At 74.0% G+C, this 12,386-nt stretch carries 6 protein-coding genes; 2 read left to right on the forward strand and 4 right to left on the reverse strand.

The window, feature by feature from the left end; translation table 11 throughout:
- Positions 1-7: 7 nt before the first annotated feature.
- From KWI83_RS22845 to KWI83_RS22860, 4 genes are all read right to left on the reverse strand, one after another.
- Complete coding sequence (locus tag KWI83_RS22845; RefSeq protein WP_218516240.1) at positions 8-1,642, reverse strand: ABC-F family ATP-binding cassette domain-containing protein; 1,635 nt, start codon at positions 1,640-1,642, stop codon at positions 8-10.
- Positions 1,643-2,001: 359 nt separating this feature from the next.
- A complete protein-coding gene (locus KWI83_RS22850; RefSeq protein WP_256362681.1) occupies positions 2,002-2,970 on the reverse strand; it encodes an alpha-ketoacid dehydrogenase subunit beta in 969 nt (322 codons plus the stop codon).
- A 92-nt stretch (positions 2,971-3,062) separates the two neighbouring features.
- Positions 3,063-4,214 (reverse strand): thiamine pyrophosphate-dependent enzyme, encoded by a 1,152-nt coding sequence (locus tag KWI83_RS22855; RefSeq protein ID WP_218516242.1) that lies wholly within the window; start codon positions 4,212-4,214, stop codon positions 3,063-3,065.
- Positions 4,214-5,077, reverse strand: a complete 864-nt coding sequence (locus tag KWI83_RS22860; RefSeq protein WP_218516243.1) for a phytanoyl-CoA dioxygenase family protein — start codon at positions 5,075-5,077, stop codon at positions 4,214-4,216. Before KWI83_RS22860 ends, KWI83_RS22855 begins: the two co-directional genes overlap by 1 nt.
- Positions 5,078-5,411: 334 nt before the next feature.
- Between KWI83_RS22860 and KWI83_RS22865 the strand changes: the two genes are divergently transcribed.
- Positions 5,412-10,082 carry a non-ribosomal peptide synthetase gene (locus tag KWI83_RS22865; RefSeq protein ID WP_218516244.1) on the forward strand — a complete coding sequence of 1,557 codons (4,671 nt, stop codon included), beginning with the start codon at positions 5,412-5,414 and terminating at the stop codon, positions 10,080-10,082.
- Positions 10,083-10,084: 2 nt separating this feature from the next.
- Positions 10,085-12,386 (forward strand): condensation domain-containing protein (locus KWI83_RS22870; protein WP_218516245.1); only part of this gene is annotated, 2,302 nt, incomplete at its 3' end.

The following is a 12,386-nucleotide window of genomic DNA, read 5'->3' on the forward strand; positions in this document are numbered from 1 at the left end:
AGCCCGGTCACCCCGAGGGTGTCGACGCCTCGGTGAGCAGCCTGCCGTCACGTACCTCGACGCGCTCGCCGGCGAAGCGGGACCGCAGCCGCCGGTCGTGCGAGACGATCACGACGGCGCCGGGGTAGAGCGCCAGGGCCTGCTCCAGTTCCTCGACCAGGGTGAGCGCCAGGTGGTTGGTGGGCTCGTCGAGCAGCAGCAGGTCCGCCGGTTCCACCACCAGCCGGGCCAGGGCCAGCCGCCGCTGCTGTCCCACCGACAGCCGGCCCACCGGGACGTGGAAGGTCTCCGGCTGGAACAGCCCGAGCGACGCCAGCCGCTCCCGGTGCTCGTCCTCGGTGCCCACCCGGCCCTCGGTGAACGCGGCCAGCAGCGGCTGCTCGGGCCTGCGCACGGTGACCTCCTGCGGCAGGTAGCCGATGCGTCCGCGGCGTACGACCGTGCCGGAGTCCGGTGGCCGCACACCCGCGATGACGTTCAGCAGAGTGGTCTTGCCGGCGCCGTTGGGCCCCTGCACCAGCAGCCGGCGGCCGCTGCCGACCGTCAGCTGCTCGACCCGCAGCCGACCCTCCACCACCACGTCCGTCAGTTCGGCCGGCGGACCGTCGACCTCCGTGCCGGTGTGGGACAGGCCCGCGGCGAACCGCAGCGGGTCCGGCGGCCGGGGCACCGGGTTGGCCTCCAGCCGTCGCAGCCGCTCCAGGGCGTTGCGGACCCGGCTGCCGACCTGCCGTTCCGCGCGCAGGCCGTGGTTGAAGTACTGGAGCTTGTTGGAGTGGAAGCGGTTGGCGTATCCCACCCGGTGGGCGGTGGTGACGCTGCGGACCCGCTGGAACTCCATGTCGTCCAGCCAGGTCCGGTACTCCTCCTCCCAGCGCCTGCGTGCCGCCGCCTTCTCGGCGAGGAAGCCGGCGTAGCCGTTGCCGTAGCGGTTGACCGTCCGCCGGTCGCCGTCCACTTCCAGGATGATGTCGGTGACGTTGTTCAGGAAGACCCGGTCGTGGGAGACGGCGACGACGGTGCCGGGGAACGTCCGCAGCTTGTTCTCCAGCCAGTTCATGGCCGGTTCGTCGAGGTGGTTGCTGGGTTCGTCGAGCAGCAGCAGTCCCGGTTCGGTGGCAAGCAGGCAGGCGAGGACCAGCCGGCTCTGCTCCCCGCCCGACAGGGCGCCGATGGGCCGGTCGAACGGGATGTGACCGAGGCCGAGTTCGTCCAGCATGGCCCGGACACGGGCGTCGGCCTGGTATCCGCCGCGGGACTCGAAACGGGTCACGAGCTCGCCGTAGGCGTCCAGTTCCGCGGGGGTCGCGGTGGCCATCCGGGACTCGGCGTCGCGGATGGCCCGCTCCAGTTCCCGCAGGTCCGACAGGGTCCGGTCCACGGCGTCCTGCACGGTGTAGTGCGGGGGCAGGCCGACGGTCTGGCCGAGCAGACCCACGCCCGCCTCGGCGTCGACGACGACCTCCCCCTCGTCGGGCTGCTCCACGCCCGCCATCAGCCGCAGCAGGGTGCTCTTGCCCGCGCCGTTCTCGCCCACGACGCCGACGATGTCGCCGGGGCGGACGCTGAACGAGACGTTCTCCAGGACGGGGTGGTCGGCGTAACCCTTGGACACGCCGGAAAGAGTGAGCTGAGAAGGCATACGGAGATCTCCAGACGGGACGCGTCGAAGGCGTCCCGGAACCCGCGGTCGCACGGTCCGACGGCGACGGCATGCGGGAAGGGGCGATTGGCTGTGTGTGCTGGGGAACTCGCCTGCCCGGTCAGAAGATCATGCACACGAGTGTAGCGGCCGGGCTGACGCGGCGGCAAAGGGGCAGGCGGGTGTGGGGAGCGGGCGGCGAGTGCCGCCGCGAGAGACCCAAGCCGCGCCTGACGACGGCGGGTTGTCGCGCCGGGGCCCGCCGGGTTCTCCCGTACGTGGACGGGGGCTCGCGCGTCCGTATGTCGCGGTTGGACCGCGCGCCCAGTACCCCGGCCCGCCCGTTCCGCGAACCCCGCTCAGTCCTCCCAGTGGAGCTGTTCGACCGCGTCCAGGATCCGGTCGACGTCCGGCAGGTGATGGTGCTCCAACAGCGGCGGTGGGTACGGGACGTCCAGTCCCGTGACCCGCAGCACCGGCGCCTCCAGGTGGTAGAAGCATCGCTCGGTGAGCCGGGCGGCGAGCTCCGCGCCGACGCCGGCGAAACCGCTCGACTCGTGCACCACCACCGCCCGCCCGGTCGCGCGCACCGCGTCGCACAGGGCGTCGTCGTCCAGCGGCACCAGCGTCCGCAGGTCCAGCACGGCGAGGTCGAGGCCCCGGTCCGCCGCCGCCCGCGCCGCCTCCAGGCACACCGGAACGCACGGCCCGTAAGTGATCAGCACGGCGGAACGGCCGGGGCGTCGCAGCACCGCGCGGCCCGGCGGGGGGACCGTGGCAGGCTCGTCCGGGGACCACGGTTCCCGGGCCCAGTACAGCCGTTTGGGCTCCAGCAGCACCACGGGGTCGTCACCGGCGATGGCGGCGCGCAGCAGACCGTAGGCGTCGGCCACCGTGGCGGGAGTGGCCACGTGCAGTCCGGGTGTGTGGGCATAGTAGGCCTCCGAGGAGTCGCTGTGGTGCTCGACGCCGCCCACCCCTCCGCCGTACGGGATCCGCACCACCAGGGGCAGCGGGAGCCGTCCGGAGGTGCGGTTGCGCATCTTGGCGACGTGGCCGACCAGTTGCTCGAACGCGGGGTGCGCGAAGGCGTCGAACTGCATCTCCACGACGGGGCGCAGGCCGTACATCGCCATGCCCACGGCCGTGCCGAGGATGCCCGCCTCGGCCAGCGGGGTGTCCGCGCAGCGGTCCGGCCCGAACTCGGCGGCCAGGCCGTCCGTGACGCGGAAGACCCCGCCGAGGGAGCCGACGTCCTCGCCGAGGACGTACACGGTGTCGTCCTCGCGCATCGCGTCCCTCAGCGCCTGGTTGAGCGCCTGCACCATCGTCGCCCCGGCCGCCGCCCCGCCGTCCACCGGCGCGGCCGTCGTCCCGGTCGTGCCGGTGCCGGCCGTGGCTGTCGTCTCGTCGAGTGCCGTCACGTGGCCTCCTCCGATCCCGTGGCGGCGGTCGAACGCCGCCATGCCGCCTGTGTGGCGGCCTGTTCGCGCAGGTGTGGGGTGGGTCGCGCGTAGACGTGCGTGAAGAGGTGGCGCGGGGATGGCGGGGGCGGGTCGGCGAAGGCGGCGCGCTGCTCCGCGGCCACGCGGTCGGCTGCGGCCGTGGCCTCGTGCACCGTGGTGTCGTCGAGGAGCCCCTCGGCCTTGAGGTGGTCCTCCATCAGGGTCACCGGATCGTGCTCCTTCCAGACGGCCACCTCCTCGTCCGTGCGGTAGCGGCGTGGGTCGTCGGCGTTGGTGTGCGGGTCGATCCGGTAGGTGATGGCCTCCACGAGCACCGGTCCCCGGCCCGACCGCGCCCGGGCGACGGCCTCCGCGACCACCTGGTGCGTCGCCAGGACGTCGTTGCCCTCGACCAGCCGCCCCTGCAGCCCATAGCCCACCGCCTTGTGCGCCAGGGTGGGTGCAGCGTTCTGCCGGGCCAGCGGTACGGAGATGGCGAAGCCGTTGTTCTGCACGAGGAACACCACCGGCGCCCGCAGCACCCCGGCGAAGGTGAGGGCCTCGTGGAAGTCGCCCTCGCTGGTCGCGCCGTCGCCGGCGAGGGCGAGCGCGACGACGTCGTCGCCGCGCAGCCGGGCCGCGTGCGCGAGCCCGACGGCGTGCGGCAGGTGGGTGGCCAGCGGGGTGCACAGCGGCGCCGTCCGCCGGGCGCGCGGGTCGTAGCCGCTGTGCGCGGCGCCGTGCAGCAGCGCCAGCGTCTCGCCCGCCCCGTGCCCGCGCAGGAACACCGCGAGCGTGTCCCGGTAGGTGGGGAACAGCCAGTCCGTTTCCCGCAGGGCGGCCACGGCGGCGACCTGGCAGGCCTCCTGACCGGTGGAGGAGGGATAGACGGCGAGGCGCCCCTGCCGGGCGAGCGCCGTGCCCTGTTCGTTGAACCGCCGTCCGACGACGAGTTGTTCGTACAGGGCGCGGGCCCACTCGGGATCGGCCGTGCCGGCCGCCGACGTGCCGAGGACCCGCACCGGCGCAGGGTCGGGCAGCAGCGGGGCCGGATCGTGCAGCGGGCCGTCGGCACCGGGCCGCCAGACGGCGGTGGAAGCCGTGGCCGCGGCGGTGCCCGCCCCCATCACAGCGCCCCGGACAGCGGACTCAGCGGCCGGTAGTCCCGGGCCGCGAGGAACTCCGGCCGGGGCGAGGCGACATCGGAGAGCGGGTTGGTGACGCTGTTGTAGGTGAACAGCGCGACCCTGCGGTCGAAGGGCGACATGTTGGTGCCCGAGCCGTGCACGATGCGCGGGTCGAAGAAGAGCAGGGCCCCGGCCGGCCCCGTGGCGGACGTGATATGGCTTTCCGCCACCAGCGATGTCAATTGTTCGGCGCGCAGCCGGAAATCCAGGTCGGCCGACAGGTTGGACAGCCAGTCCTGTTTTCCGGAGGCGCCCGAGCGGTGTTCTCGGTCGGTGTTCCCGGAGGCCGTTCCCGGATTGTCCGCGGCCGTTTCTCCGCCGTTTCCCGGCAGGTTCTGCGGAACCCGTTTCCGGTGCGATCCGGGTATGAGGAGAAGCGGCCCGTTGAATTCGGTGATCTCGTCCAGAAAAATCGCCGCGTTGACCGCCAGCGGCCGCCGCATCCCGTCCTTGTGCTGCCAGAAGACGTAGTCCTGGTGCCAGGGCCACACATCGCCGTGCAGAGCCCGCTTGGCGTTGACCTTCACCTGGTGGACGTACACGTCCCCGCCGACGAGCTGCCGTGCCGCATCGAGGATCCGCGGCAGCCGCACGAGCCGGCCGAACAACTCGCTCACCTGGTGACAGCCGTGGAGGCCGCGCACGGTCGTGCCGTCCTTCTCCAGCACGCGCCCGGGGTGTTCCACCCCCTCGAGGCGGGCGACCTCCTCGCGTACGCGTTCCAGGTCCCTGGAGCCGATCCCGCTGTCGGTGAGCAGGAATCCGGTGGAGCGGTAGTCGGTGATCTGCGCTGGACTGAGCATCGTCGTCACCCATCGTGTCCGGTTCCCGGCGCGGCCCGCACGGAGTTCTGGAATTCCTGATGGGATGCCGGGAGGTGGTCCGTCGAAGCCGCTTTCTAACACGCTCACGGGAGCATGCCGGCAGGTGGGCCGATGCGTCGGGAGCCTAGCAGAAGCCGGTCGGCACGAAAGGAGGGAAATCGGGGAAGAAGAGGAATTCGCAGGCACCCTCCTCATGCGGTGGCCATCTTGTCAGGCGTCCGTCAGTGCACAGTCAGGGCCATTTGTGACGATGCTGCTGATCCATTCCCCAGGGCCCGGCGCGCGCCGGACGGAACCCGAGCGAGGAGACGCTGTGACGCGGACGGGACTGACGGACGTGCTGCCGTTGACGCCCCTTCAGGACGGGCTGCTCTTCCACGCCGTGTACGACGAGCGCGCCGCCGACGTCTACGTCGTCCAGTTCGTCCTCGACCTGCGCGGCCGGCCGGATCCCGCGCGGCTGCACACCGCTGTCGACGCCCTGCTGCGCCGCCACCCCAACCTGCGGGCGGGCTTCTGGCAGGACGGCATGAAGCGGGCGGTGCAGGTGATACCCCGGCATGCCGAGGTGCCGTGGAGCGAACACGACCTGACGGGCACCGCGCCACCCGACCGGAAGCAGGCGCTGGAGCGGCTGCTGGCCGCGGACCGGACCCGCCGCTTCGACCCCGCTCGGCCGCCCCTGCTGCGCTGCGCCCTGGTGACCCTCGGCCCCGAGGAGCACCGGCTGGTCCTCAGCCACCACCACCTGCTGTTCGACGGCTGGTCCATGCCCCTGCTGCTGGCCGACCTGTTCGCCCTGTACGCCGCGGACGGCGACGCGGCGTCCCTCCCCGCTTCGCCCTCCTTCCGCGACCACCTCGCCTGGCTCGCCGCCCGCGACACCGACGCCGACGCCCGGGCGTGGAGCCGGGAGCTGGCAGGACTGGAACGGCCGACCACCGTCGCCGCGCCCGGAACCGAGGACACCGGCGAGCCCGCCCGGCAGGAGTACGTGGAACTCGACGAGCGCACCACGGCCGCGCTCACCGCCCGGGGCCGCGCCCACGGACTCACCCTCAACACGCTCGTCCAGGGCGCCTGGGGACTGCTGCTGGGCGCCCTGACGAACTCCGCCGACGTCACGTTCGGCGCGGTCGTCTCCGGACGGCCGCCCGAGGTACCCGGCTCCGACTCCATGGTCGGCCTGTTCATCAACACCGTGCCGGTGCGGCTGCGCACCCACCCGGACCGGTCCCTCGCTGCGACCCTGCGCGAACTCCAGGACAGGCAGGGCAGCCTGACGGAACATCAGTACGCGGGTCTGACCGCCGTGCAACGCGCGGCCGGACTCGGAGAACTCTTCGACACCCTCGTCGTCTTCGAGAACTACCCCCTCGACCCCGGCGCCCTCGACCTGCACGCCGACGGCGTGACCCTGGCCGGCCTGGAGGTGCGCGACGCCACCCACTACCCCCTGAGCCTGGTGGTGATCCCCGGCGAACGGCTGCGGCTGCGCGTCGAGCACCGGCCGGGCCGGTGCCGCCCGGAGGTGGTACGCGGCATCGCGGACCGGCTGCTGCGGGTGCTGCACGCCCTGGCGGACGACCTGGACCGGCCCGCCGCCGCCCTCGACCTGCTCACGGCCGACGAGCGCGCGGCCGTGACACAGATCCCCGACAGCGCGCCACCGTACCCGCGCCTGGCGCTGCCCGTCCTGCTGGAGCGCCAGGCCGCCCGCACCCCGGACGCCACCGCCGTCGTCTGCGCGGACACCCGCCTGACCTACCGCGAGGTGGCCGCCCGCGCCAACCGGCTGGCCCGGCTGCTCGTCGCGCGCGGCGTCGGCCCCGAGACCCTGGTGGCGCTCGCCCTGCCCCGCTCCGCCGACCAGGTCGTCGCCTTCCTCGCGGTCCTGAAGGCCGGCGCCGCCTACGTCCCCGTCGACACCACCTACCCGCCCGAACGCATCGCCTTCCTGCTGAAGGACGCCGCCCCGGTCGCCGTCGTCACCACCGCCGCCGAGGAGAAACGACTGCCGGAGGGCACCGAGGCCGTCGTCCTCGACGACCCGGCGTGCGCCGAGGAACTGGCCGCCCACTGCGACACCGACCTCACCGACGCCGACCGCAACGCCCCTCTGACCCCCGACCACCTCGTGTACGTCCTCTACACCTCCGGCTCCACCGGCCGCCCCAAAGGCGTCGAGATGCACGCCGAGCCGCTGCTCAACCTGATGGCCTGGTACGCGGACGCGGTGCCCGCCCCCGCCGGGCAGGCCGTCTCGCAGTTCTCCACGATCGCCTTCGACCCGGCTCCGCTGGAGATGCTCTCGGCCCTCACCCAGGGCCAGGTCCTCACCGTCGCCACCGACGCCGCCCGGCACGACCCGCACGAACTCCTGGACTGGCTGGAACGCGACGAAGCCCGGCACCTGTACACGACCAACACCGTCCTGGAGGCACTCGCCGAGGCGGCCGCCGCCCAGGACCGCGACCTGCCCGCCCTGCGTCACATCGTCCAGGCCGGTGAGGCCCTGACACCGACGGACGCCGTCAAACGCCTCTTCCGCCGGTGCCCCGGCCGACGTCTGCACAACCTCTACGGACCCACCGAGACCCACGTGGTGACCGCCGCCACCCTCGACCCCGACCCCGCCCTCTGGCCCCGCTCCGCGCCCATCGGCACCGCGCTGCCCCACACCCGTGTGTACGTGCTGGACGCCTGGCTGCGCCCGGTTCCGCCGGGCGTGACCGGCGAGCTCTACGTCGGCGGCGTCATGCCGGCCCGGGGCTACCTGCGCCGGCCCGGCCTGACCGCGGGCCGCTTCGTCGCCGACCCCTTCGGCCCGCCCGGCGGCCGCCTGTACCGCACCGGCGACCTGGTACGGCTGCGCCCCGACGGTGCCCTGGACTTCCTCGGACGCGCCGACGACCAGATCAAGATCGGCGGGCAGCGGGTGGAACCCGGCGAGACCCGGGCGGTGCTGGAGGAACACCCCGACGTCGCGCAGGCGTACGTGACGGCCCGTGAGGACACCCCCGGCGCACCCCGCCTCGTGGCGTACGCCGTGCCCGTCGCGGGCCGCCGCCCCGACCCGGCCGCACTCCGCGACCACCTGGCGGGGCGGCTGCCGGCCCCGCTGGTGCCCGCCGCGTGCGTGGTGCTCGACACGCTGCCGCGCAACGCCAACGGCAAGGTCGACCGGGAGGCCCTGCCCGCGCCCGTCGTCACCGGAGGCGGCAACGGCCGCGCGGCCCGCAACGAGCGGGAGCAACTGCTCGTCCGGCTCTTCGAGGAGGTCGTCGGCGCCACCGGCGTCGGGGTCGACGACAGCTTCTTCGCCCTGGGCGGCGACAGCATCATGTCGATGCAACTGGCGGGCCGGGCCCGCAAGGCGGGGCTCCTGCTCTCCCCGCGGGACGTGTTCGAACAGCGCACGGTGGCCCGGCTGGCCGCCGTCGCCGGGGACGTCCCGGACGGGGACGGCCCACCCACCGGCCTGGACGGCACCGGGCCCTTCCCGGCCACCCCGATCATGCACTGGCTGCGCGAACTGGGCGGCCCCGTGGACGGCTTCAGCCAGTCGGTGGTGCTGCGCACCCCCGCGGACCTGGACGAGCCGCGGCTCACCGCCCTCCTGCAGAGCCTCCTCGACCACCACGACATGCTCCGGCTGCGCCTGACCACCGGGCCGGACGGGAGCTGGCGGCCCGAGATCCCGCCGCCCGGCTCGGTCCGCGCCGCCGACCGGATCCGCCGCGTCGACACCGGCGGACTGGACCCCGCGGCGCTCGCCGAGGTCGTGGCCCGCGAGAGCCTGGCCGCCGACCGGCTGCTGCGGCCCGCCCTCGGTGACGTGCTGCGCGCCGTGTGGTGCGACGCGGGCACCGGCCGGCCGGGCCGGCTGGTGCTGACCGCGCACCACCTCGCCGTGGACGGCGTCTCCTGGCGCGTCCTGACGGCCGACCTGGCGACCGCGTGGCAGGCGCTGTCCGCCGGGCGCACCGTCCGGCTCGACCCGGTGCCCGTGTCCTTCCGGCACTGGGCGCACCGCCTCGCGGAACTGGCCCGCACCCCGGCCGTGCACGAGGAACTCCCGCTGTGGCGCTCCGTCGTCCGCCCGGCCGAGCCGCTGCCCACCGCCGTCCCGCCGGACCCGGCGCGCGACACGGCCGCCACCGGCCGCCTGGTCACCCTGGAGCTGCCGGCCGAGACGACCCGCCCGCTGCTCACGGCGGTCCCCGCCGCCTTCCACGCGGACATCGACGACATCCTGCTCACTGCGCTGGCCGCGGCCGTCACCGCCTGGCGCCGCGCACGCGGGTCGCGGTCCACCGCCCTCGTCGTCGACGTCGAGAGCCACGGCCGCGACGAGAACGTCACCGGCGGGGACCTCTCCCGTACCGTCGGGTGGTTCACCAGCCTGCACCCGGTCCGGCTCGACATCGGCCGGGTCCGCCCCGCCGGCCTTCGAGCCCAGGGAGCGGCCCTCGGCCGGGCCGTCAAACGGGTCAAGGAGCAGCTGCGCGCGCTGCCGCGGCACGGCATCGGCCACGGTCTGCTGCGTCACCTCGACGACACCACCGCGCCGCAGCTGGCGGAAGGCGCCCGGCCCCAGATCTGCTTCAACTACCTCGGCCGGTTCGCCCCGCCCGACAGCGCCGACTGGGCGCCCGCGCCCGAGTCGCCGCCGCTGGGCGGCTCGGTCGACGGAGCCCTGCCGTTCGGCAGGCCGCTCCAGCTGAACGCGTACACCCAGGACGGTCCCGACGGACCCCGCCTGGTCGCCCTGTGGTCCTGGCCCGGCGCGCTGTGGACCGAACGGGACATCACGGAGCTGGCCGAGGAGTGGTTCGCCGTGCTGCGCGCCCTGGTCACGCACACCGCCACCGGGGGCGCGGGCGGGCGCTCACCCTCCGACCTGCCGATGGTGAACCTCAGCCAGGCGGACATCGACGACTTCGAAAGCGAACTGGGCCAGGAAGGCGAGGCAACCCTGTGACCGTGTCCCGTATCGAGGATGTGCTCCCGCTGTCGCCGCTGCAGGAGGGCCTGCTCTTCCTCTCCCGGTACGACGACCCGGTCGGCGACGACGTCTACGTGGTGCAGTTCCGGTTCGACATCGCCGGCCCCCTGGACGCCGACCGCATGCGCGCCGCGGCCGAGGCCCTGCTGGCCCGCCACCCCAACCTGCGGGCCGGCTTCCGGCACCAGCGCCGCGAGGGGCGGCCCGTCCAGGTCGTACCCCGTGCCGTACAGCTGCCGTGGCGGAACGTGGACCTGTCCGCGCTGCCCGAGGCGGAACGCGCCGCCGAGACCGAGCGGCTGCTCGCCGCGGACCGCGCCGACCGCTTCGACCCGGCCGCCCCGCCGCTGATGCGGTTCACCCTGCTCCGGCTCGGCCCCGCCGCCCACCGCCTGGTCTTCACCCACCACCACCTGCTCCTGGACGGCTGGTCCATGGGCCTGCTGATCAAGGAACTGTTCGCGCTGTACGGCAGCGGCGCAAACGCCTCCGCCCTGCCCGGCACCACGCCCTACCGCGACTACCTGGCCTGGCTGGCCCGGCAGGACGGCGACACCGCCCGCACGGCCTGGCGCGCCGCCCTGGACGGCCTCGACGAGGGCACCCTGGTCGCCGGGCCGATCCGGGGCCGGGCGACCGGCACCCCTGACGAACTCGTCACCGACCTGCCCGAGGACCTGGTCGCCGCGCTCCTCGCCCGCTCCCGCGCCGACGGCCTGACCCTCAACACCCTCGTGCAGGGCGCCTGGGGCCTGCTCGTGGGCCATCTGACCGGCCGGGACGACGTCACCTTCGGGGCGATCGTCTCCGGGCGGCCCGCCGACCTGCCGGGTGCCGAGCGCATGGTCGGCATGTTCGCCAACGCCCTGCCGGTGCGGCTGCGCACCGCGCCCGGCGAGCCGCTGTCCGCGGCGCTGCACCGGCTGCAGGACCAGCACGCCGAGCTGATGCCGCATCAGCACCTGGGGCTGGCCGCCGTCCAGAGCCTGGCGGAACCGGCCGAACTGTTCGACACGATGGTCATCTTCGAGAACTACCCGCTCGACCCCGACACCCTCCAGGTCACCGCGGGAGACATCCGGCTCACCGAGGTCGGCGAACACGCCGCCACCCACTACCCGCTGTGCCTGATGGTGGTGCCCGGCAGCCCGTTCCGGCTGCGCCTGAGCTACCGCACCGACCTGTACGACCGCGACACCGTCGCCGCGCTCGCCGCGCGCCTGACCGGCCTGCTCGAACTCCTCGCCCAGGGACTCGACCGCACCCCTGCCAGCGTCGATCCGCTGCCCGCCGCCGAACGGTGGGACCTGCTGGTGGCCCGCAACGACACCGCCCGGCCACTGCCCGAGACCTGCCTGCCCGAGCTGTTCGCCGCCCAGGCCCGCCGCTCCCCGGACGCCCCCGCCGTGGTGGCCGCCGGCGAGACCCTGACGTACGCCGAACTCGACCGGCGCTCCGCCCGGCTGGCCCGGCGGCTCAGCGCGCTCGGCGCCGGGCCCGAGACGCACGTCGCGCTGCTGCTGCCGCGCACCCACGACCTGCCGGCCGCGCTCCTGGCCGTCCTGCGCAGCGGGGCGGGCTACGTGCCCCTGGACCCGGACCACCCCGCCGAGCGGATCGGCCAGGTCCTCGACGACGTCCGGCCGGTGTGCCTGCTCACCACGGCGGACCTGGCCACCGAACTGCCCCGGGACATCCCCGTACTGCGCCTGGACGAGCCCGCGTCCGACGCCCCCGAGGCGGACCCGGTCGCGCCCGCCCCCGACCACACGGCCTACGTTCTGCACACCTCCGGCTCCACCGGACGCCCCAAGGGCGTCGTCGTCCCCCACCGGGCCCTCACCAACTTCCTCACCGACCTGACGGAACGGGTGCCGCTCGGGCCGGGCGACCGCATGCTCGCCGTCACCACCGTGTCGTTCGACATCGCCGCCCTGGAGCTGTACCTGCCGCTGATCACCGGCGCCACGGTCGTCCTCGCGGACCGGGACACCGTCCTGGACCCACAGGCTCTCGCCGAGGCCGTCACCGCCTGCGGCGCCACCGTCATGCAGGCCACCCCGACCCTGTGGCGCACCCTCGTCCCCGACCACGCCGAGGCCCTGGCCGGCCTGCGCGTCCTGACCGGCGGCGAACCCCTGCCCGAGGACCTCGCGGCGCACCTGACCGCAGCCGCGGCCGAGGTGACCAACCTGTACGGGCCCACCGAGACCACCATCTGGTCCACCGCCACACCCGTACACCCCGGCACCCCCGTCACCATCGGGCAGCCCATGGCCA

It is taken from the genome of Streptomyces sp. TRM70350, assembly GCF_019219825.1.
Classification (GTDB): Bacteria; Actinomycetota; Actinomycetes; order Streptomycetales; family Streptomycetaceae; genus Streptomyces.

Bases quoted from the DNA above. Each gene is read 5' to 3' on its own strand.
- KWI83_RS22845 (WP_218516240.1), bottom strand. From the start codon at position 1,642: ATGCCTTCTCAGCTCACTCTTTCCGGCGTGTCCAAGGGTTACGCCGAC.
- KWI83_RS22850 (WP_256362681.1), bottom strand. From the start codon at position 2,970: ATGGTGCAGGCGCTCAACCAGGCGCTGAGGGACGCGATGCGCGAGGAC.
- KWI83_RS22855 (WP_218516242.1), bottom strand. From the start codon at position 4,214: ATGGGGGCGGGCACCGCCGCGGCCACGGCTTCCACCGCCGTCTGGCGG.
- KWI83_RS22860 (WP_218516243.1), bottom strand. From the start codon at position 5,077: ATGCTCAGTCCAGCGCAGATCACCGACTACCGCTCCACCGGATTCCTG.